This window comes from Micromonospora sp. WMMD1155 (assembly GCF_029581275.1).
GTDB lineage: Bacteria > Actinomycetota > Actinomycetes > Mycobacteriales > Micromonosporaceae > Micromonospora.
Genome location: NZ_CP120742.1, coordinates 4116541 through 4137263 on the forward strand (window position 1 = coordinate 4116541; position 20723 = coordinate 4137263).

The 20723-nt window shown below is 72.2% G+C and carries 23 protein-coding genes; 18 read left to right on the forward strand and 5 right to left on the reverse strand.

The genetic code is table 11. The features are described 5' to 3' along the window. The first annotated feature begins 10 nt into the window (after positions 1 to 10). The 7 genes from O7617_RS18935 (at position 11) to O7617_RS18965 (ending at position 7410) form a co-directional block, all read left to right on the forward strand. Positions 11 to 823, forward strand: coding sequence for a TIGR03936 family radical SAM-associated protein (locus tag O7617_RS18935; RefSeq protein ID WP_282257091.1), 813 nt, complete (start codon positions 11 to 13; stop codon positions 821 to 823). A 131-nt stretch (positions 824 to 954) separates the two neighbouring features. Further along, the gene (locus tag O7617_RS18940) at positions 955 to 4011 is read left to right on the forward strand and encodes an Rne/Rng family ribonuclease (protein ID WP_282257092.1); all 3057 of its coding nucleotides are present in this window, start codon (positions 955 to 957) and stop codon (positions 4009 to 4011) included. A 117-nt stretch (positions 4012 to 4128) separates the two neighbouring features. Further along, positions 4129 to 4587 carry a hypothetical protein gene (locus O7617_RS18945; protein WP_282257093.1) on the forward strand — a complete coding sequence of 153 codons (459 nt, stop codon included), beginning with the start codon at positions 4129 to 4131 and terminating at the stop codon, positions 4585 to 4587. Between the two features lie 166 nt (positions 4588 to 4753). After that, positions 4754 to 5068, forward strand: a complete 315-nt coding sequence (gene rplU, locus O7617_RS18950; protein ID WP_007464063.1) for a 50S ribosomal protein L21 — start codon at positions 4754 to 4756, stop codon at positions 5066 to 5068. 11 nt (positions 5069 to 5079) lie between these two features. Then, entirely contained in the window at positions 5080 to 5334 is a 255-nt protein-coding gene (gene rpmA / locus O7617_RS18955; RefSeq protein WP_007464062.1) for a 50S ribosomal protein L27, read from the forward strand. A gap of 95 nt (positions 5335 to 5429) precedes the next feature. Continuing rightward, the gene (gene obgE, locus O7617_RS18960; RefSeq protein ID WP_282257095.1) at positions 5430 to 6890 is read left to right on the forward strand and encodes a GTPase ObgE; all 1461 of its coding nucleotides are present in this window, start codon (positions 5430 to 5432) and stop codon (positions 6888 to 6890) included. Between the two features lie 70 nt (positions 6891 to 6960). Beyond that, a complete protein-coding gene (locus O7617_RS18965; protein WP_278141234.1) occupies positions 6961 to 7410 on the forward strand; it encodes a GNAT family N-acetyltransferase in 450 nt (149 codons plus the stop codon). A gap of 16 nt (positions 7411 to 7426) precedes the next feature. On the opposite strand, the gene O7617_RS18970 is transcribed toward O7617_RS18965, so the two are convergent. After that, positions 7427 to 7846, reverse strand: a complete 420-nt coding sequence (locus tag O7617_RS18970) for a DUF6766 family protein (RefSeq protein ID WP_348774196.1) — start codon at positions 7844 to 7846, stop codon at positions 7427 to 7429. Between the two features lies 1 nt (position 7847). Next, positions 7848 to 8339 carry a DUF4383 domain-containing protein gene (locus tag O7617_RS18975; RefSeq protein WP_282257097.1) on the reverse strand — a complete coding sequence of 164 codons (492 nt, stop codon included), beginning with the start codon at positions 8337 to 8339 and terminating at the stop codon, positions 7848 to 7850. Positions 8340 to 8570: 231 nt separating this feature from the next. On the opposite strand from O7617_RS18975, the gene O7617_RS18980 reads away from it, so the two are divergent. Genes O7617_RS18980 through O7617_RS18990 form a run of 3 tightly spaced genes read left to right on the forward strand, consistent with a single transcriptional unit; the run spans position 8571 to position 10538 of the window. After that, positions 8571 to 9392, forward strand: a complete 822-nt coding sequence (locus O7617_RS18980; protein WP_282257098.1) for a hypothetical protein — start codon at positions 8571 to 8573, stop codon at positions 9390 to 9392. 31 nt (positions 9393 to 9423) lie between these two features. Then, positions 9424 to 9891: a phage holin family protein gene (locus O7617_RS18985; protein WP_282257099.1), complete on the forward strand. Its 468-nt coding sequence runs from the start codon at positions 9424 to 9426 to the stop codon at positions 9889 to 9891. Next, complete coding sequence (locus O7617_RS18990; protein ID WP_282257100.1) at positions 9888 to 10538, forward strand: DUF3618 domain-containing protein; 651 nt, start codon at positions 9888 to 9890, stop codon at positions 10536 to 10538. The genes O7617_RS18985 and O7617_RS18990 overlap by 4 nt, the downstream gene beginning before the upstream one ends. Here O7617_RS18990 and O7617_RS18995 read toward each other — a convergent pair. Further along, entirely contained in the window at positions 10528 to 11562 is a 1035-nt protein-coding gene (locus tag O7617_RS18995) for a glycosyltransferase family 2 protein (protein WP_282257101.1), read from the reverse strand. The genes O7617_RS18990 and O7617_RS18995 overlap by 11 nt on opposite strands. Before the next feature lie 76 nt (positions 11563 to 11638). Continuing rightward, on the reverse strand, positions 11639 to 12886 hold the full coding sequence (locus O7617_RS19000; protein ID WP_282257102.1) for a cytochrome P450: 1248 nt from the start codon (positions 12884 to 12886) through the stop codon (positions 11639 to 11641). A gap of 159 nt (positions 12887 to 13045) precedes the next feature. On the opposite strand from O7617_RS19000, the gene O7617_RS19005 reads away from it, so the two are divergent. Next, entirely contained in the window at positions 13046 to 13453 is a 408-nt protein-coding gene (locus tag O7617_RS19005; protein WP_282257103.1) for a hypothetical protein, read from the forward strand. Positions 13454 to 13549: 96 nt separating this feature from the next. Here the strand turns inward: O7617_RS19005 and O7617_RS19010 are convergent, their stop codons facing one another. After that, positions 13550 to 13768, reverse strand: a complete 219-nt coding sequence (locus O7617_RS19010) for a DUF397 domain-containing protein (protein WP_030491749.1) — start codon at positions 13766 to 13768, stop codon at positions 13550 to 13552. 69 nt (positions 13769 to 13837) lie between these two features. Here O7617_RS19010 and pepN point away from each other — a divergent pair, with 69 nt between their 5' ends. The 7 genes from pepN to O7617_RS19045 all read left to right on the forward strand — a co-directional run bounded on the left by pepN (position 13838) and on the right by O7617_RS19045 (position 20723). Next, positions 13838 to 16354 (forward strand): aminopeptidase N, encoded by a 2517-nt coding sequence (pepN, locus tag O7617_RS19015; protein WP_282257104.1) that lies wholly within the window; start codon positions 13838 to 13840, stop codon positions 16352 to 16354. Between the two features lie 345 nt (positions 16355 to 16699). Beyond that, positions 16700 to 17296 carry a nicotinate-nucleotide adenylyltransferase gene (gene nadD / locus O7617_RS19020; protein WP_269682755.1) on the forward strand — a complete coding sequence of 199 codons (597 nt, stop codon included), beginning with the start codon at positions 16700 to 16702 and terminating at the stop codon, positions 17294 to 17296. Positions 17297 to 17406: 110 nt separating this feature from the next. Beyond that, on the forward strand, positions 17407 to 17814 hold the full coding sequence (rsfS, locus tag O7617_RS19025) for a ribosome silencing factor (RefSeq protein WP_282257105.1): 408 nt from the start codon (positions 17407 to 17409) through the stop codon (positions 17812 to 17814). Continuing rightward, positions 17811 to 18440 carry a histidine phosphatase family protein gene (locus tag O7617_RS19030; RefSeq protein ID WP_282257106.1) on the forward strand — a complete coding sequence of 210 codons (630 nt, stop codon included), beginning with the start codon at positions 17811 to 17813 and terminating at the stop codon, positions 18438 to 18440. Before rsfS ends, O7617_RS19030 begins: the two co-directional genes overlap by 4 nt. Before the next feature lie 72 nt (positions 18441 to 18512). After that, a complete protein-coding gene (locus tag O7617_RS19035) occupies positions 18513 to 19367 on the forward strand; it encodes a DegV family protein (RefSeq protein ID WP_282257107.1) in 855 nt (284 codons plus the stop codon). A 213-nt stretch (positions 19368 to 19580) separates the two neighbouring features. Further along, positions 19581 to 19955: a VOC family protein gene (locus O7617_RS19040; RefSeq protein ID WP_282257108.1), complete on the forward strand. Its 375-nt coding sequence runs from the start codon at positions 19581 to 19583 to the stop codon at positions 19953 to 19955. A 114-nt stretch (positions 19956 to 20069) separates the two neighbouring features. Beyond that, on the forward strand, positions 20070 to 20723 hold the full coding sequence (locus tag O7617_RS19045; protein WP_282257109.1) for a DUF3592 domain-containing protein: 654 nt from the start codon (positions 20070 to 20072) through the stop codon (positions 20721 to 20723).

The window sequence follows — 20723 nt, forward strand, 5'->3', positions numbered from 1 at the left end:
CTGCGCCAGGATGGGTGGACACGCAGGTACCCCCGAGGAGCACACGATCGCCAGAAAGCCTCAACCCGAGGGCGGCCAGGCGCCGGTCGTCCAGCGCGTCCGCATCCGCTATGCCAAGCGCGGACCGCTGCGGTTCACGTCGCACCGGGACTTCGCCCGGGCGTTCGAGCGCGCGCTGCGCCGTGCCGCCGTGCCGATCGCCTTCTCCCAGGGTTTCACCCCGCACCCGAAGATCTCCTACGCCAGCGCCGCGCCCACCGGGGTGGCGAGCGAGGCGGAGTACCTGGAGATCGGCCTACAGGAGGCGGTCGACCCGGAGGCGCTGCGGGCCGCCCTGGATGCCGCTCTCTCGCCGGGGCTGGACGTCCTGGACGCCGTGATCGCCGAGGGCGGCAATCTGCCGGACCGGATCGAGGCGTCGCTCTGGCACATCGAGATGCCAGAGGTCGACCCGGCGGTGCTGCGCGCCGCGGTGGACGCCTTCGTCGCCGCCGACGAGGTGTTGGTGGAGCGGATGACCAAGCAGGGCCGACGGACGTTCGACGCTCGTGCCGCCGTGATATCCATCGATGCCTCCGCACCGACGCCGACGCCTTCCGGGGCGCCAGCCGTCCCGTGTGCGATACTCGAACTGGTCGTGCGGCAGGTCACCCCGTCCGTGCGGCCCGATGACGTCCTTTCCGGCCTCCGCGTGGTGGCCGACCTGGAGCCGCCGGTTTCGCCGAGGGTGACCCGGCTGGCTCAGGGCACGTTGACCGCGCAGGGTGCGATCGTGGATCCGTTGGATGCGGACCGCGGCGGGGCAGCCATCGTTGAGCACTGACCGACGGTCGGTGCTCTGGCAGGCAGACTTCGGCGGTCGCGCACCACGCGCGCCCGGCGGAAACACTTTTGCGGCGACCCTGCGTGGCAGCGCTCACCCGCGCCCGGGGCAGCCAGAACTGGAGAACGTCCATGCTCGAGAACGAGCCCGAGGGCGGCGAACGGACCGGTTCACAGCCGGCCGGCGAGACCGCTGACGACAGCACCACGGCCGTGGGTTCTGCTCCGGTGGGTCCGCCGGACGCCGGCGGCGCGGAGAGCGCCGAGCCGGCCGCGCCGGTGCGGCGCACCCGGGCGACCCGCCGCCGGGCCGCCCCGCTGAACCGACCGGAGCAGACCGACGCGCCGGTCGAGGCGACCACCGCCGGGGCCGGCATCGTCGAGTCCCCGCAGGCCGAGGTCCTCGCCCCGGTCTCCGGCGACCAGGAGGTCGCCCCGAAGACCCCCCGACGCCGCCGGAAGGCCACTCCCGTCGAGACCACCGCCGACGAGCCGCTGGTCGCCGCCTCGGCGGAGGCGGCGTCGGCCGAGGTGGTTCCGCCGGTGAAGGTGACCCGGACCCGGCGTAAGAAGGCCACACCGGCTGCCGTCGAGGAGCCGCCCGCGGCCGAGCAGCCCGCAGCCGCCGAAGAGCCGCAGGCGATCGAGGAGTCGGCCGTCGCCGACGAGCCGGCCGAGTCCGACCTGCGCGAGGCCGAGGCCGAGCTGGGCGACACGGAGACCCTCCCGAGTGCGGCCGCCGCCGAATCGGCGTGGGCCGACGGCGCGCCGGATCGCTCGGGCGAGGTGTCGCCCGGGGTGGCGGTTCCCGGTGTGACCGACGCACCGAACGAGCCCGCCGAGGTCGAGCCGGAGCAGCCGCGTACCCGTCGGCGGAGGGCCGCTCTGTCCGCGCCCACCGTGCTGTTCATGGCCCCCCAGCCGGACGCCGTTCCGGTGACCCGGCCGGTGGAGTCCGCCCCGGTCGCCGAGGAGCCGGCCGTCGAGGAGGCCGCCGAGCCGTCCCGCCGCCGTCGGCGTGGCCGCCGCGACGCCGAGCCGGTGGAGCCGATCGAGGCGATCGAGGCCGAGGAGGCGCCGGTCGAGGAGGCCGAGGAGGCCACCGAGGCGGACGAGGACGACGAGGACAGCGCCGCCGCGCGCCGCCGCCGCCGTCGTGGTCGCCGTGGGCGCGGCCGGGGCAAGGGCGGGGCCGACGACGCCGAGGACGAGGAGTCCGAGGAGGCGGCGCAGGCCGACGAGGAGGAGACCGCCGAAGCCGAGGGGGACGAGGACGAGGAGGCCGAGGGCGGGGACGGTCTGACCCGTCGTCGCCGTCGTCGTCGTCGCCGGGGCGCGGGCGACACGGAGGGCGCCGCCGACGACGGTGTCCCGACCGTGGTCAAGATCCGCGAGCCGCGTCGGACGGTCGACGAGGTGCAGGGTGTCTCCGGCTCGACCCGCCTGGAGGCCAAGCGTCAACGCCGCCGGGACGGCCGGGAGCAGCGGCGTACCCGCCCGCCGATCCTCAGCGAGTCGGAGTTCCTGGCGCGCCGGGAGGCGGTCGACCGGGTGATGGCGGTCCGCCAGCGCGGTGACCGCACCCAGATCGCCGTCCTGGAGGACGGCGTGCTGGTCGAGCACTACGTCACCCGCAACTCCGCCGGCACCATGGCCGGCAACGTGTACCTGGGCAAGGTGCAGAACGTGCTGCCGAGCATGGAGGCGGCGTTCGTCGACGTCGGCCGGGGCCGCAACGCGGTGCTGTACGCCGGTGAGGTCAACTGGGACACGTCCGGTCTGGAGGGGCGGGCCCGGTCGATCGAGCAGGCGCTGCGCTCCGGCGACTCGGTGCTGGTCCAGGTCACCAAGGACCCGATCGGGCACAAGGGCGCTCGGTTGACCAGCCACATCGCGCTCTCCGGCCGGCACCTGGTCTACGTGCCCAACGGCAACGCGTCGGGGATCAGCCGCAAGCTTCCGGACAACGAGCGCAAGCGGCTGCGGGACGTGCTCAAGAAGCTGGTTCCGGACGGCGCGGGCGTGATCGTCCGTACCGCCGCCGAGGGCGCCACCGAGGACGAGCTGGCCCGTGACGTCAAGCGTCTGCAGGCGCAGTGGGAGGACATCCAGGCCAAGGCCGCCGAGGGTGGCGCTCCGGTGCTGCTCTACGGGGAGCCCGACCTGGTCATCCGCGTGGTCCGCGACCTGTTCAACGAGGACTTCCGCGAGTTGGTGATCGAGGGCGAGCAGGCGTACGACATGGTCGAGTCGTACCTGTCGCACGTCTCCCCGGACCTGGTGGACCGGGTGCGTCGGCACGTCGGCACGAGTGACGTCTTCGCCGAGTACCGGATCGACGAGCAGATCATCAAGGGGCTGGACCGCAAGGTCTTCCTGCCCTCCGGTGGCTCGCTGGTGATCGACCGCACCGAGGCGATGACCGTCGTCGACGTCAACACCGGTAAGTACACCGGCTCCGGGGGCAACCTGGAGGAGACCGTCACCCGTAACAACCTGGAGGCGGCGGAGGAGATCGTCCGTCAGCTCCGACTCCGCGACATCGGCGGCATCGTGGTGATCGACTTCATCGACATGGTGTTGGAGTCGAACCGGGAGCTGGTGCTGCGGCGGCTCACCGAGTGCCTCGGCCGGGACCGCACCAAGCACCAGGTCACCGAGATCACCTCGCTCGGTCTGGTGCAGATGACCCGTAAGCGGATCGGCGCGGGCCTGCTGGAGGCGTTCAGCGAGACCTGCGAGTGCTGCAAGGGTCGGGGCGTCATCATCCACACCGAGCCGGTGCCGGAGAAGCCGCGCGCCGCCGGTGCGGGGGAGAAGGTCAAGGCGGTCGCCTCGTCGGCGCCCGTCGCTCCGGCCGCCGAGCAGGGCTCGACCTCGTCCCGCCGTCGGGCACGCAAGAACGCCCCGGCCGAGCGGGCGACGGTCGAGGTGGTCGACACCGACACCAGCGCCGAGGCGGACGCCGACTACCAGGACACCATGGGCTACGACCTGTCCCGGTACGAGACGGAGACCGCCGCCGCTCCGGCGGTCTCCGACAGCCAGCAGGGTGAGTCGGCTCGACTGGCCGCGGCGGACGACCCGGACGCGCTCGGCGACGGTGACGGCGACGAGGACACCACCGAGGGTGGCGGCGGCAGGCGTCGTTCGCGCCGGGGTGGCGCCCGTCGCCGGACGCGCCCCTGACCGCCTGACCGGCCACGTGTTTGGCGAGGTCCCTTCCCCGGCAATGTGACGGGGGAGGGACCTCGCCGTCGCGGCCACCCCGGCCCACGACCGGCCGGCCCGGGTCAGGAGAAGAAGATGCGCCGTCTGCTCGTCGTCACCGCGTTGGTCACCGTGCTCTCCGGCACGGTCGGGTGCCCCGCCGACCGGCCTGAGCCGGGTGGGACAGGGCTGGCCACCGGTGCCCCGGCCGGTGGCGGGGCCGCGGGCGACGCCACCGGAGTCTGCGCCGCCGCCCAGCAGGCCAGCACCACAGCCGTCCGGACGTACGTGGCGGAGCTGGGCCGGATGGTCGCGGCGGTGGGCGCCGGGGACAGCGGTGCGGCCGAGGTCGCCCGGGGGCGGGCCGAAGCGGCTCTGGAGGGCTGGCGGGCCGAGCTGCGGAAGCAGTCGGAGCGGGCCACCGATCCGCAGCTCAAGACTCTGCTCACCGACCTCGGCGCGGAGGTGGCCGCCCTCGGCGCAGACGTCGAGTCCATCGACGAGACCGAGCTGGACCGGCTCCAGCAGCGTCTCGACCAGCTCTGCGTACGCTGACCAGGGCGGGCCGGTTTGGGGTCCGGGCCGGCGATGGCGTACTCTTGCCTGCGGCGCACTTTTGGTGTGCCGAGTTCCCGTGTGCCCGCGCCGCCGTGCACTGCTACCCGGCGAGCCGCCGCGGGGACGACCGCCAGCAGACTCAACGACAGGGAGTGCGCCTCCGATGTACGCGATCGTCAAGACCGGCGGCAAGCAGTACAAGGTCGCCGAGGGCGACGTGATCGAGGTCGAGAAGCTCACCGGTGCTCCCGGTGACGCGGTGAAGCTCACCGCGGTGCTCCTCGTCGACGGTGACGACCTGGTGACCGACGCGGCGAAGCTTGCCGAGGTCGCGGTGTCCGGCGAGATCGCCGCGCACACCAAGGGCCCGAAGATTCGGATCCACAAGTTCAAGAACAAGACTGGCTACCACAAGCGCCAGGGTCACCGCCAGCCGTTGACCCAGGTCAAGGTGACCGGCATCTCCAGCGGGAAGTAGGTCGTCGTCCAATGGCTCACAAAAAGGGTGCGTCCAGCTCGCGTAACGGTCGTGACTCCGCGGCCCAGCGACTCGGCGTGAAGCGCTTCGGTGGTCAGGTCGTCAGCGCCGGTGAGATCATCATCCGGCAGCGTGGCACCAAGTTCCACCCCGGTGACCTGGTCGGCCGTGGCGGCGACGACACGCTGTTCGCGCTGTCCGCCGGTGCGGTCCTGTTCGGCACCAAGCGCGGTCGCAAGACCGTCAGCATCGTTCCGCAGCAGTAGTTCTCTTCGCTCAAGCGGGCCGTGGACCTCCGGGTCCCGGCCCGCTTAGCCTTTTTCGAAGTGCGGGGTCGGACCTCGCTGGAAGGGTTGACACCGTGGCAACGTTCGTTGACCGGGTCGTTCTGCACTTGCAGGCCGGCGATGGTGGGCACGGTTGTGTCTCGATCCACCGCGAGAAGTTCAAGCCCTTCGGTGGGCCGGACGGCGGCAACGGCGGGCACGGCGGCAGCGTGTCACTGGTGGTCGACCCGCAGGTGACCACGCTGCTCGACTTCCACTTCCACCCGCACGTCAAGGCCGACAACGGCAAGGGCGGCGCCGGCTCGAACCGGGACGGGGCCAACGGCCGCAACCTGGTGCTCAAGGTGCCCAACGGCACTGTGGTGCAGACCACCGACGGCACCGTGCTGGCCGACATGGTGGGGGTCGGCACCACCTTCGAGATCGCACGCGGTGGGCGCGGCGGGCGCGGCAACGCCTCGCTGGCCAACGCCAAGCGCAAGGCCCCCGGCTTCGCCGAGCTGGGCGAACCCGGCGACCAACTGGACATTGTGCTGGAGCTCAAGAGCGTCGCCGATGTCGGTCTGGTGGGCTTCCCGTCGGCCGGGAAGTCGTCGCTGATCTCGGTGATCTCCGCCGCCAAGCCGAAGATCGCCGACTACCCGTTCACCACCCTCGTGCCCAACCTCGGTGTGGTCCGGCTGGACAACCACACCTTCACCGTCGCCGACGTGCCGGGTCTGATCCCCGGCGCGGCCACCGGCAAGGGGCTCGGTCTGGAGTTCCTCCGGCACATCGAGCGTTGCGCGGTGCTGGTGCACGTCATCGACTCGGCGACCCTGGAGCCCGGCCGCGACCCGGTCGCCGACATCGACGCCATCGAGGCCGAGCTGAACCAGTACGGCGGGCTGGCCGACCGCCCCCGACTGGTGGCCGTGAACAAGGTCGACGTGCCGGACGGTCGGGACCTCGCCGAGATCGTGCGCCCGGACCTGGAGGAGCGCGGTTACCGGGTGTTCGAGGTCTCCGCGGCGACCCGGGAAGGGCTCAAGGAGCTGACCTACGCGATGGCCGAGCTGGTCGAGGCGGAGCGCAAGGCCGCGCCGCCCGCCGAGCCGACCCGGATCGTGATCCGCCCGATCGCCGTGGACGACGCCGGGTTCACCATCACCGCCGAGGGGGACGGCTCGTACACGGTGCACGGTGTCCGGCCGGAACGGTGGGTCAAGCAGACCAACTACGACAACGACGAGGCGGTCGGCTACCTGGCCGACCGGCTGGCCCGGCTCGGGGTGGAGGACAAGCTGGCCAAGGCCGGCGCGCAGCCCGGTGACCTGGTCCGGATCGGCGAGCGCGAGTTCGACTGGCAGCCGACGCTCTTCGCCGGCGTGGAGTTCGTCCCCGGCAACCGGGGCACCGACATCCGCCTGGAGGAGAAGTCGAACCGGGCCTCCGCGGCGGACCGGCTCGCCGCTCGGAAGGCCCGCCGGGTGCGGTCCGAGGACGAGGTGGGCGCGGACGCGTCCGACGACATCGACGAGGACGACGCCGAGTAGTCCGTTGCGCTCCGTGATCGGGTTGACTTCCGGAAACCTCCGCGAAATCCACCCCTCCTAGCGTGGGGTGATGCTGATCGAGTCCCGGCCTGCCACCGATCCGGAGATCGCCGCCCTCGTCGTCGCCCAGCAGCGTGAGCTGCGGGAGGCCGACGGCGGGTTGGACGGGCAGGTCTTCGTACCGCACGACGACGTCCGCTACCTGGCGGTGGTGGTCAACGGTCGGGCGGTCGCCTGCGGTGGGCTGCAGGCGCTCGACGCCGAGACCGGCGAGGTCAAGCGGATGTACGTCCGGCCCGCGTACCGGGGGCGGGGCATCGCCCGCCAGTTGCTGGCCGCGCTGGAGGAGTGCGCGTTCCGGCAGGGGCATTCGGTCGTCTGCCTGGAGACCGGCACCTACCTGCCGGCCGCGATCGGGTTGTACACCTCGTGCGGCTACGACCCGATCCCGGTGTACGGCGAGTACGTGGGCAACCCGTACAGCGTCTGTTTCGCCAAGCGGCTGCCGGTCGCGGCCTGACGGCCGCGCCCCCGGCTCAGGCGCCGGTGCTGGCGTGCTCGACGGTCACCGGCTTGGACTCCGGCGAACCGTGTTGGCGCAGCACCATGCTCAGCAGGATCAGCGCGCCGACGGCGAGGAACTCGCTCTGCCAGTTCTGCATGGACTGGAACCAGAAGTCGCTGGTGCTCAGGAACTCCCACACCCCGATCGGCGGCGCGCCGCTCTGTAGTGCCTGCTCCTGTTTGTAGGTGGTGGTGCCACCGAGCAGGTGACCGACGAACGAACCGGCGAAGATCAGCAGCAGGGCGAGGGAGAGGCTGTTGCGGTAGACCACCAGCGGCAGGCCACCGACGCGTACCGGCCACGGCGACTTCGGGGTGGCCCGGCGCTCGTCGTCCTCCGGTCGGTCGGTCTGGTCCACCGGCTTCGACTCGGCCGAACCCCGCAGCGCCAGGTCAGTGGCGGTCGGCGGGGTTGTCGAGGCGTCCGCCGGTGCCGGCCTCGTTCGACAGCAGCAGCCCGAGCGCGAGCATCCCGAAGCCGAGCGCGAGGTGCAGCCAGTTGTCCGCGTCGTTGACCGGCAGGATGTTCGCCCCGCCTTCCGGGTTGATCGCCTCGATCACCAGGCCGTACAACCAGAGAGCCAGGTAGATCGCACCGCCGGCGGCCAGGAACACGCGGGCGCCGGCGACGCTGCGGGCCAGCACCAGACCGGCCAGTCCGAAGATCAGGTGTATGGCGTTGTGCAGGATCGACACCTGGAACAGCCCGAGCAGCTTGGCGTCCGAGTGATGCCCGCCGAACCTCAGCTCGCCGTAGTCGGTGGTGATGCCGGGGATGTAGCCGAGGACGCCGATCAGCAGGAAGACGCCGGCGACCACCAACGCGGCCACCTGGACCCGGGGTCGGTGGACGGCCGGTCGGCCACCTCGCGCGTCTCGTGCCATCGCTGCCCCCTCCGTGGATCTGCCAACCCTCGCGAACCCCACTGTCCGCAGCGGCGTGGTGACGCAGCCCGACGATCCTCCATTTTGAAGTCGTCGCGACCGACCGCGCAGAGGAATGCACGAAGAGGTATGGAAGCCAGAACGCCGGGTAGGTGAATGGTCAGCGGTCGTGGCGACGCGATCGCATCCCCCCAGCACAACCGCGACGACTTTTCGAGCGGAAGGGAAATCATGTCTTACGAAATTTCACCTACGTCTTCCACGTACGGGCAGGAGTCGACCAACGGCGGTGGCGTCCGCGACCAGGCGCGCCAGGTTGGTTCCGAGGCCGCGCACGCCGGCGGCGCGGTCGCCCAGACCGCCAAGGAGCAGGGCACCGAGGTCGGCCGTGAGGCGGCCCGGCAGGCCCGCAACCTGTACGGCGAGGCCCGCACCCAGCTCGCCAGCCAGACCGGTGAGCAGCAGCGCAAGGCCGCCGGTGGGCTGCGTTCGCTGGCCGACGAGATGCGCTCGATGGCCGAGCAGGGTGGCCAGGCCGGCCCGGTGACCGAGCTGGCCCGCCAGGCCGCCGACCGGGTGCACGGCGTCGCCGGTTGGCTCGAGGAACGCGAGCCCGGCGACCTGATCACCGAGGTCCGCGACTACGCGCGGCGTAACCCGGGCACGTTCCTGGTCGGCGCGGCGGTTCTCGGCGTGCTCGCCGGCCGGCTGACGCGCGGCCTCTCGGCCGGTGGCGACGACTCCGGCAACGGGTCGTCGACCTACCGGGGTGCTGGGGCGTACGACCCGGAGCGGACCGCCGTGATCCCGACACCGCCGCCGGCCCCCCGCACGACGCCGGACCCTGTCCCGGCGGGCGGCTACGCCACCCCCACGTCCGGTGGCTACGCCGAGCCCACGCCGGGTGGCTACGCCGAGCCCACGCCGGGCGGGTACGCCGAGCCCACCCGGGGCGACTACCCGCAGCACTCCGGCACGGGTCAGCCGCTGCCGCCGGTGACCCAGACCGACCCGCTGCCGGGCGTGCCGTCCAGCGGCAGCCCTCGCCCGTGACCCGCCGAGTCGTCCGAAGGGAGGCGGCGGCATGACCATGCCGACGCAGGGGCCCGGGCCGGGCTCCGGCTACCACCCCGACGCGGGTGCCCCGCACACCGCCGACGAGGTGAAGAGCAGTTCGTTGGGTGACCTGATGCGTCAGGTCACCACCGACCTGTCGACGCTGATGCGTCAGGAGGTCGAACTGGCCAAGGCGGAGATCCGCCAGGAGGGCAAGAAGGCCGGCAAGGCCGCCGGGCTCTTCGGCGGTGCCGGCTTCGGCGGCTACATGGTGGCGCTCTTCGTGTCCATCGCCGTGTGGCAGTTCCTGGACAACGTCATGGACTCCGGTCTGGCCGCGCTGATCGTGGCCGTGCTCTGGGCCGTGGTCGCCGCCGTCCTCTACTCCATGGCCAAGAAGAACGCCCAGCACGTACGCGGGCTCAAGCAGACCAACGACAGCGTGCAGCGGATCCCCGACGCGCTCAAGCCACACCCGGAGGGAGTCACCCGATGAGCACTGATCCCGATCAGATCCGCCGCGAGATCGAAGCCACCCGTAACAGCCTCAGCTCCGATGTGGACGCGTTGGCGTACAAGGTCAGCCCCAGCCGCATCGTCGACGACCGCAAGCAGCGGGCCCGCTCCGCTCTGCAGAATGTGAGGGACAAGGTGATGGGAACCGCGTCTGACCTCGGCCACGGCACCGGCCACGCCGCCCACTCGGTGGGTGACCGTGCCTCGTCGGCGGCCTCCAGCGTCGGCGACGCCGCGCAGTCGGCGGCGGCCACGGTCAGCGACGCCGCCCACAGCGCACCGCGGGTGATCCGGCAGAAGTCCCAGGGCAACCCCCTCGCCGCCGGCCTCATCGCGTTCGGGGTGGGCTGGCTGGCCTCGTCGCTGATCCCGGCCTCCCGCCGCGAGCAGCAGGCCGCGACCCAGCTCAAGGAGCGGGTCAGCGAGCACAGCGGCGCGGTGACGGAGAAGCTGGGCGCGGTGGCGAGCGAGCTGAAGGAAGAGCTGCGCGAGCCGGCCCAGCAGGCCGCCGAGTCGGTGAAGTCGACCGCCCAGGACGCCGTGCACGTCGTCAAGGACGACACGAGGTCCGCCGCGTACGACGTCAAGGACCAGGCCCAGCAGGCCCGGCACCAGGTCAGCCCCTGAACCGGCCGAACACCGTTGCGACAGCTCGCTGCCACCCCGGTGACCGCGAGCTGTCGTGCGGTCCGGGCCGCCGCGCGGCCTGGTCGGGCCGCAGGGCACGGATCGGGTGGGCGGCCCGGCGGATCCGGCCGTCGCCGTACCGGACCCCGCCGAGCAGGAACCGTTGGGCGACCGCCAGCCAGCCGCACACCCCGCGTTCCAGCAGCCAGACCGGTGCCGCCAGCGCCGTCGCGGCAGGGAAGACCGCCGCGCCGCCCGCTCGGCGGCGACCCATCTCGGCGAGGGCGACGGTACCGGCCGTCGCGCCGAGCACCAGCGCCGGTCGCCGGGCCGCCACCGCCGCGGCCAGCGCCGGCAGGACCGCGAGCGCGGTCAGCAGACGCGCCGGCTGGGCCAGATCGTCGTACGCCTGACGGACCCGTTGGCCGCGGAAGTGCGCGGCGTCCGGAGGCAGCCGGCGGACGTACAGCCAGGACGGCGCGGCCTCGGTGCGGTCGTACGCGCGCATGGTGCGGATCAGTTCCAGGTTCTCGAAGAGCACGTCGGGGTCGTACCCGCCGACGGCGAGGAAGGCGCTGCGACGCACGGCGAGGGTGCCCGGGTAGTCCGCGCCGAGGGCCCGGTTGAGCAGCGTCCGGCCGGTGTCCCACCAGGCGTGCCAGGGCAGCGGGTCGAAGTAGTTCTGCGGGCGGACCAGGTCGACCTCGTCGAGCAGGAGGTGCACGGCGGTCAGCCCGGCCTGGTCGTACCGGACGTCGTCGTCGGCGATCACCACGTGTTCGTGCTCGGCGGCGCGGACGCCGGTGCGGACGCCGAGCACCTTCCCGTTGAGCCCGGAGCCGGTGGTGTCCGGTGGGAGGTGCCGGACCAGCCCCGCCCAGGCGTCGGCGTGCCGGGCGAAGAGGTCCGGTGCCGAGCCGTCGACCACGAGCACGTCGACCCTCCCGGCCAGCCAGCGCAGGTAGTCGGTCAACTCGGCCAGTCCGCTGTCGGAGTGCCAGCGCAGCGGCAGCACGTACGTCATCGGCAGGCGGACCGGCGGAGCCGGCGCCCGTCGTACCTCTGCCCGCCCTGGCCGATCACGCACGAGCATCGTCCGATCAGTCGGTGCCGCGGATGTTGGTGAGGGTCAGGCCGAGGGGCGGCAGCGCCGGCATCCGGTGCAGGTCCAGGGTCAGGTCCTGGATCGGCACGTCGTAGCGCATGGTGGTGGTGAGGTTGGCGACCGCCCGTTTCATCAGGTCGATGGTGATCCACTCACCGGCGCACCGGTGCCCGGCCCAGTGGTCACCGCCGCCCTGCGGGATCAGCTCGAACGGGTCCACCCGTCGCCCGGCGAACCGTTCCGGACGGAACAGCTCCGGTTCCGGCCACAGCTCCGGGTGGTGGTTGGTGCCGTAGAGGTCGAGCAGCACCCGACGACCGGCCGGGAAGTGGTGACCCCGCCAGTCGAAGGAGCGCCGGACCCGGGCCGCCGCCATCGGGAAGAACGGGTAGTAACGGCGTACCTCCTGGACGAAGTGCTCGGTGGCCTCGTCGTCGTGGCGGACCCGGTCCTGCCAGCCCGGGTGGTCGTGCAGGGCGAGTGCGGCGAAGGCGATGTACTGGTCGACGGCGACCACCGGGCGCAACACGTTCAGCAGCTCCACCGCCGCGATCCGGCGGGGGAGCAGGTCGCCCCGCCGGTCGCGGTGTTCGGCGATCACGGCCAGGGCGCTGCCGGTCGGCGCCGGAGCGAGACCGACCCGGGTCCGTTCGACCAGGTCGGCGAGGCGGCGTTCGGCGCGGCGCCGGGCGAGCCGTCCCCGCCAGTGCCGCGGACCGGCCACCGCCGGGGCCTCGATCATGGCGTGCAGCTCGACGGCGCGCTCGTCGACCTGCGACGCGGGCAGTGGCACCCCGGCCCAGGTGTGCACGACCCGGGTGAGCAGCCGACCCAGTTCGTCGTAGAGCGACACCGGCCCGGCGGCCTCCCAGGCGGGGATCCGAGCACGCCACTCGTCGTCGAAGAGCTGACCGAGCCGCCCGATGGCGGTCGGCGTCATGATCGACATGAACATGGCCTTGCGGTCGGTGTGCGCCGCTGCGTCGAGCCCCTGCACACCACCCCGGCCGGTGAGGGTCCGCTGCACCCGCAACGGCATGGCGGTGGCGCGTCGGAAGCGTTCGGTGTCGTAGAACAACTCGGTCGCCGCTCGGCCGCGCAGGCAGATGGTCGGAGCGAGCAGGATCCGGGTCCGGAAGACGTCGCTGCCGTACCGATCGCAGCGTTCGCCGATGAACCGGTAGCCCGCGCGGAGCAGCGCGAGGGTGCTGTCCGGGCTGCGGTCGACCGGCATGCTCGCCATCGGGTCTCCTCACGCGCGGGTGCGGCCGGTCGCCGCCGACCGGCTGCGTGTACCCCGGTCGCCGCCGCTGAATCCCCGTGTCGACGGCACGCCGGCTGGCCCCTCCCAGAGGCGGCGGAACCTGGTTGGCTGCTGGTGGAGCAACCACGGGGAGGGCGGATGCGCGACAACACATCACCGCACTGGCGGCAGCGGCGGGCGCTCGGGGCGCTGGGCGGCAACCGTGACGGGCGGTCACTGATCGGGCCGCCCCGGCGGCCCACCCGACCGCGCCGGTTCTTCACCGTGCACCTGGGCTTCACCGCGCCCGACGCCGCCGAGGCCCGCGAGCTGGCCGTGGCGTACGCGGAGGCACTGAGCCTGCTCCGCCCGGAGCTGGCGCTGGGCGCGGCGGCCCTGTCGCCGGCGGACGCCTGGCAGCGCGCCGAGCGGCTGTTCTGCGGTGCGGTCGGCCCGGACGGCGAGCGCTGCGTCGACGTCGCGGACCATCCTGGTTTCCACCACGCCCCGGGGCCGGGCGGCCTCGGCTGGGGCGACGGCGACGGTCCGGGTCGGGCCGATGGTTGACCACCGGCCCGGGCCGGTCGCCGCGACGCCGGAGGGTCTCGTGCCGGCACCCCGACTGGGGGCACCGGCACGGCGACCGCACACCGGCCGACCCGATCAGTCCAGGTCGAACTCGCCGTCCTGTGCGCCGGCCACGAACGCGTCCCACTCGGCTTGGGTGAAGACCAGCACCGGCCCCTCCGGCTCGGCCGAGTTGCGCATCCCGATCAGGTCGTCGACGAAGGCGACTTCCACGGCGCTGTCGGAGGTGTCCCCCTCGGCCCGCTGCCAGACCGCCCGAGAGAGGTCGAAGTCGCCCTTGGGGTGCTGCGCCATGGTTCTTTCCTCCAGTGCCGAGGGTCGTGTGGTGACCGGGTGCCGATCCCCATCGGGCAGGATAAGCGGATGCCGAGCCTGACCCGTGTAGAGGCGACCGCGCGTGGCGCGGCGATTACTGTCGAGTCCTATCAGGTGGACCTCGACCTGACCGGCGGCGGAGAGCTGTTCCGCTCCCGCGTCGAGATCCGGTTCCGGGCGACCCCCGGCACCGCGACCTTCGCCGAGGTCAAGCCCACCACCCTGCTGGGCGTACGCCTCAACGACAGTGACCTGGACCCCGGCCTGCTCGCCGACAACCGGCTGCCGCTCGACGACCTCGACGCGGAGAACACGCTCGTCGTCGAGGCGGAGATGGCGTATTCCAACGCGGGCGAGGGGATGCACCGCTTCGTCGACCCCGCCGACGGCGAGACCTACCTCTACGCGATGTCGTTTCTCGACAACGCGCAGCGCATCTTCGCCGCCTTCGACCAACCCGACCTCAAGGCCCCGTTCACCCTCTCGGTGACCGCGCCACCGGAGTGGACGGTCGCCGGCAACGCCGAGGTGGTCGCCAACCCTGCCCCCGGCCGGTGGGAGTTCGCCCCGAGCGCGCCCCTGGCGACGTATTTCTTCTCGCTCGTCGCCGGGCCGTGGCACGTCCGGCGGGCCGAGCACGACGGTGTTCCGCTTGGCCTCTACTGCCGCCGGTCGCAGGCCGAGCACCTGGACGCGGACGCCGACGAGATCTTCAGCGTCACCCGGCAGTGCCTGGACCGCTTCCACCAGCTCTTCACCGAGCGCTACCCGTTCGGCAAGTACGACCAGGCGTTCGTGCCCGAGTTCAACGCCGGGGCGATGGAGAACCCGGGCATCGTCACCTTCCGCGACGACTACATCTTCCGCTCGGCGGTCACCGACACGCAGCGCGAGCAGCGGGCCACTACCATCGCCCACGAGATGGCCCACATGTGGTTCGGTGACCTGGTCACCATGCGCTGGTGGGACGACCTGTGGTTGAACGAGTCCTTCGCCGAGTACCTGGGCACCCGGGTCACCGCCGAGGCGACCCGTTTCGACCAGGCGTGGACCACCTTCGCGATGCGCCGCAAGGCCTGGGGCTACGCGGCCGACCAGCGCCCCTCCACCCACCCGGTCGCCCCGGAGGAGGTGGCCGACGCCGACGAGGGCCTGCTCAACTTCGACGGCATCTCGTACGCCAAGGGGGCCAGTGTGCTGCGGCAACTCGTCGCGTGGCTCGGCGACGAGGCGTTCCTGGCCGGCCTGAACGCGCACTTCGCGGCGCACCGCTTCGGCAACGCCACCCTCGACGACTTGCTCACCAGTCTCTCCGCCAGCAGTGGTCGGGACCTATCCGGTTGGGCCGACCTGTGGCTGCGTCAGCCGCAGGTCAACACGTTGCGCGCCGAGGTCGGCGTCGACGCCGACGGCCGCTACACCGAGGTGGCAGTGGTGCAGAGCGCACCCGATTCGCACCCGGTGCTGCGTCCGCACCGGATCGGCGTGGGCCGCTACTCGGCGGACGGCACCGTCCAGCGTGACGAGGTGGCGATCGACCCGGCCGTCGACGGTGATCGGACCGTGCTGGGTCAGCTGGAGGGCTCTCCGGCGGCCCGGTTGCTGCTGCTCAACGACGGTGACCTCACCTTCGCCAAGGTGCGTCTCGACCCGGCGTCGGCGGAGGCCGTGCCGCTGGTGCTGCCCGATCTGAGCGATCCGCTGGCCCGGGCGGTGCTGTGGGGCGAGGCACTGGACGCGGCGACCGACGGGGAGCGGCCGGTCACCGGCCTGGTCGATCTGATCGTCGCCGCGCTGCCCACCGAAAGCGAGGTGATCATCGCGGAGGACGTGCTGACGCTCAGCCGGTCACTCGTCGACCGCTACCTCGACCCGCTGACCCGGTCGGCGGCGCTGGCCCGGGTCGCCGAGGCGTGCCGGCGCCTGCTCGACGGCGCGCCGGCCGGGGAGTCGTTGCAGCTCGCCGCCGCGCGGGGCTGGATCGCCGCCACCACCGACGCCGACCTGCTCGTCGGCTGGCTCGCCGGCCGGGACGTGCCGGCCGGCCTGAAGGTCGACGCGGAGCTGCGCTGGGCGGTGCTGCGCCGACTGGTGGTGCTGGGTGCCGCCGGCGAGGCGGAGATCGCCATCGAGGCGGCCGCCGACGTCAGCTCCGCGGGCGCGGAACGGGCCGCCCGTTGCCGGGCCGCCCTGCCCGACCCGGGGGCGAAGCAGGCCGCGTGGGAGATCATCGTGCGGGACACCGACCTGTCCAACCGGCTGTTGGAAGCGACAGCGGAGGGGTTCTGGCAACCCGAACAGGCCGAGCTGACCGCCGCGTACGTCGACAGGTACTTCGCGGAGATGCCGGCCGCCGCGCGTCGGCGTACCCCCTGGACGGCCGACCGGGTGGCGGCCCTGGCGTTTCCCCGCTACGCCGTGGCGCAGCCGACCCGGGAGGCGGCCGCGGCGTTGCTGGCCCGCGACGACCTGACCCCCGGCCTGCGCCGGGTGGTGACCGATGCCGACGACGACCTGCGCCGCGCGCTCGTCGCCCGAACGGCGGTGGCCGCCGCCGCGGCCTGAGCGCCGTCGGGCGTGGGGTGGCCGACGAGCCACCCCACGCCCACCGCTCAGCGCAGCGCGGGCTCCGCCGTGACCGGGGCGTCCCAGTCGATGACGTAGCGCTGCTCGTCGGCGCCCGGCGGTCCTTCGCACGGCGGTCAGGGATGATCGACTCGCTGTCCATGGAAGCGCGGTGTCCGGGCCGTTCCAACCCCCCGGTTTGCAGGAAAGTGAGTCGATCACCGCGCAGTGTGCGAATCGATCACGCGCGCCGTCCAGGGACCGTCGGCCGCGGCCCGACGGGCTGGCGGGCGTCCGTTGCCGGGCCGCAACAACCCGCTGACGGGCCCGGCCTACGATCACGGGGTGGAGGAAGATATCCGGCGGATCGGGATCATGGGTGGCACCTTCGACCCGATCCACCACGGGCACCTCGTCGCGGCCAGTGAGGTGGCGGACCGGTTCGGCCTGGACGAGGTGGTCTTCGTCCCGACCGGGCAGCCGTGGCAGAAGGCCGACGAACCGGTGAGCCCCGCCGAGGACCGGTACCTGATGACCGTCATCGCCACCGCCTCCAACCCCCGCTTCCAGGTCAGCCGGGTCGACATCGACCGCAGCGGGCCGACCTACACGGTCGACACCCTGCGTGACCTCCAGGCCGAGTACGGCCCCAAGGTGCAGCTGTTCTTCATCACCGGCGCGGACGCCCTGCAACGCATCCTGTCCTGGAAGGACCTGGACGAGATCTTCGAGTTGGCCCACTTCGTCGGCGTGACCCGGCCCGGCTTCGCGCTCACCGACAAGCACCTCCCGGCCGACACCGTCAGCCTGATCCAGGTGCCCGCGATGTCCATTTCGTCGACCGACTGTCGTGCCCGGGTCGCCCGGGGTGAACCGGTCTGGTATCTGGTGCCCGACGGTGTGGTGCAGTACATCGCCAAGCGGAGCCTCTATCAGCGCTGACCCCGTCCGATATGCCCCTGTTTCCGCCTTCAACGGGGCGGAACTGCCGGGTCGGGGCGTCGCCGGGTGTGAGACGCTTGGAGGATCGCACGCTTGATCGAAGGAGAACGGTGACAGTTTCCGAACGCGCTCACGAGCTGGCTATCGCGGCCGCCCAGGCCGCCGCCGACAAGAAGGCGCAGGACATCACGATCATCGACGTCGGCGACCAGCTCGCCATCACCGACGCGTTCGTGCTGGCCGCCGCCCCCAACGAGCGTCAGGTGCTGGCCATCGTCGACGCCATCGAGGAGAGCCTGCTGGAGCTTCCCGAGAAGGCGAAGCCGGTGCGGCGTGAGGGCGAGCGTGGTGGTCGCTGGGTGCTTCTCGACTACGTCGACATCGTGGTGCACGTCCAGCACACCGAGGAGCGCGAGTTCTACGCCCTCGACCGGCTCTGGAAGGACTGCCCCACCATCCCGTTCGTCGACCGTGACCTGGTCGAGGCAGACGCCAGCGGGTCTGCCGCCGCCGAATGACCAAGCTGATCGTCTGGCGGCACGGCAACACCGACTGGAACGCCGCCAACCGGGTCCAGGGGCAGACCGACGTACCCCTCAACGAGCTGGGTCGCGACCAGGCCCGCGCCGCCGCGCCGCTGCTCGCGGCGCTGCGGCCCGACGCCATCGTGTCCAGTGACCTGAGCCGCGCCGCGGAGACCGCCGCCGCGCTCACCGCGCTCACCGGCCTCCCGGCGCGCTCCGACGCCCGGCTGCGCGAGCGGCACTTCGGCCAGTGGCAGGGCCTGCACCTCACCGAGGTCGCCGAACGCTTCCCCGAGGAGTACGCCCGCTGGCAGGTCGGCGATCCCGCTCCCGGGGCCGACGTGGAACCGTTGCACGACCTCGGCGAGCGGGTCGCCGCCGCGCTGCTGGAAGCCGCCCACGCGGCACCGGGCGGCACCGTGGTGCTCGCCACCCACGGCGGCGCCTCCCGGCAGGGCGTCGGTCACCTGCTCGGCTGGGACGCGGCCGTGCTGCGCGGCGTGGGTTCGCTGGCCAACTGCCACTGGACGGAACTGCGCCACGACGACGTCCGGGGTTGGCAGTTGCGGGCGCACAACGTCGGCCTGATCACCGCTCCGGTCGCCGTCGACGCCGTCTGACGCCGATCCCCGCCCCGGCCGGGCGTCATCGCGCTTCGTCGTTCGGCGTCCCGATCGGCTAGCGTGCCGGGCATGCCCGTCGCGGTCGTCATCGACTCCACCGCCTACCTTCCGCCCGAGCTGGTGCACGCGCACCGGCTGACCGTCGTGCCGTTGACAGTCGTCCTCAACGGGGCGGAAGGGCTGGAGGGAGTGGAGACCCAGCCGGCCGACGCCACCATCGCGTTGAGCGCCCGCCGGGTCACCGCGACCACCTCCCGCCCGGCACCCGAGCAGTTCGCCCGCACATACCGCCGCCTGCTCGACGGCGGCGCCGACGGCGTCGTCTCGGTGCACCTCTCCGCCGCGCTGTCCGGCACCGTCGAGGCCGCCCGGCTGGCCGCCGCCGACCTCGACGGCCGCGTCGAGGTCGTGGACAGTCGCTCGACCGGCATGGGTCTCGGCTTCCCGGCGATCGCAGCCGCCACCGCCGCCGAGGCCGGCGTCGACCTCGCCGGTGTACGCGACGCCGCGCTCGCCGCCGTCGACCGCACCAGCGTCTGGTTCTACGTCGACACGCTCGAGTTCCTCCGTCGAGGCGGCCGGATCAACGCCGCCGAGGCGCTGCTCGGCACCGCCCTCTCCGTCAAGCCGATCATGCACATGCCGGACGGGGCGATCGTGCTGCGGGAGAAGGTGCGCACCGCCAGCCGGGGAGTTGCCCGGCTCGTGGACCTGGCCGTCGAGGCGGCCGGAGACGACGACGTCGACCTCGGTGTGCACCACCTGGCCGCGCCGCAGCGAGCCGAGGCGTTGCTCGTGGCGCTGACCGAGCGGTTCGGTGACCGGCTGCACGACACGTACGTCTCCGAGGCCGGCGCGGTCGTCGCCGCCCACGCCGGCCCGGGTCTGGCCTGCGTGGTCGTCCACCGCCGTCCGACCGACTGATCCGCTCTGTTAGCCTCGGTGCGCGCCCCAGATGGGCCTACCCCCCGGAGGTTCTGGCTACTTCAGCCACTACGCCGAGATCGACGCTGTGCAGGCGTTCCTCGCGCGGGATCCGGGGCGTCGGCGCCCTCGGGGCTTCGTCATCGGTGTGGCTGGGTAGGCGCTGCGGGCCTCCGGTCGGGTCTTCGGATCGACCGGGAAGAAGACGCACGGATGACAGTCACGTTCAACCACACCATCATCGCCAGCAAGGACAGGAACGCCTCGGCCGCGTTCTACCGGGAGCTGTTCGGGCTGCCGGAGGCACCGTCGTGGGGGCCGTTCACCAACGTCCAACTGGACGAGGGCGTGCTGCTCCAGTTCGCCGAGCCGCCGGTGGACATCCAGATGCAGCACTACGCGTTCCTCGTCGACGACGAGTCGTTCGTACGGTGCCTGGCGTTCGTCGAGGGGCGAGGCATGTCGTACTGGGCCGACCCGCAGCTCAAGCGCGAGGGGGAGACCAACACCGAGCACGGTGGACGGGGCTTCTACTTCTTCGACCCGGCGGGACACGCGATCGAGATCATCACTCGGCCGTACCTCTAGCTGTCACTCGCACCGGGCGTCGGCTCCGGTGGTGCGTCCGCCGGAGCCCGCGCCCGGTGCGAGTGACCGTCGCAGCGGCGTACACCGTTGCCGACCGGCCCTACCCTTCTGGCCATGAGGCGTCGTGCTCGCCGAAAGTGGATCAACTCGCTGGGCTTGACGTACCTGGCGGTGTTCGTCGTCACCGGGGCGTTCGCCGCCGTGGCGGGAACGACGTCGATCCGCGCCGACGACGTGGCTGTGCCGGGCACCGTGCTGTGGTGCGTCGCCCTGGGGGTGGCCGGGCTGATGGCCCTGCCGCCACCCCGCATGGTCATGCTGTCCGTGGCCTGGCTGATCAGTCCCATCCTCATGTTCGCCGCAGCCGGGGGACTCTGGTCGACTGTGCTCACGCTTCGCGGTGAACGGGTCGTGGCGACCGTCGTGGACGTGCGGGAGGGCGACGTGGAGGGACGCCACCTCTACTACACCCTCGCCGACCAGTACGACCGGCGGATCCCCGGGGAACTGGGAACCTGGCCGGGGAGCAGCGTGGGCGCCTCGGACAACCCGGAAGGCGCGGTGGGACAACGCGTCGTCGTGCTGCGGGATCCCAAGGGCCTGGTCGACCCGCGCCTGCCCGAGGAGATCGCCACCGGTCAGGGTGCCCTGATCCTCGGGGCCGGCGGACTCCTGCTCGTCGCCGTCTTCTGCATGCTGGCCGGGCGGCCCCTCCCGACGACGCCCGTGCACGAGCACCCGACGACGACCTGGTCGGCGCAGCCATAG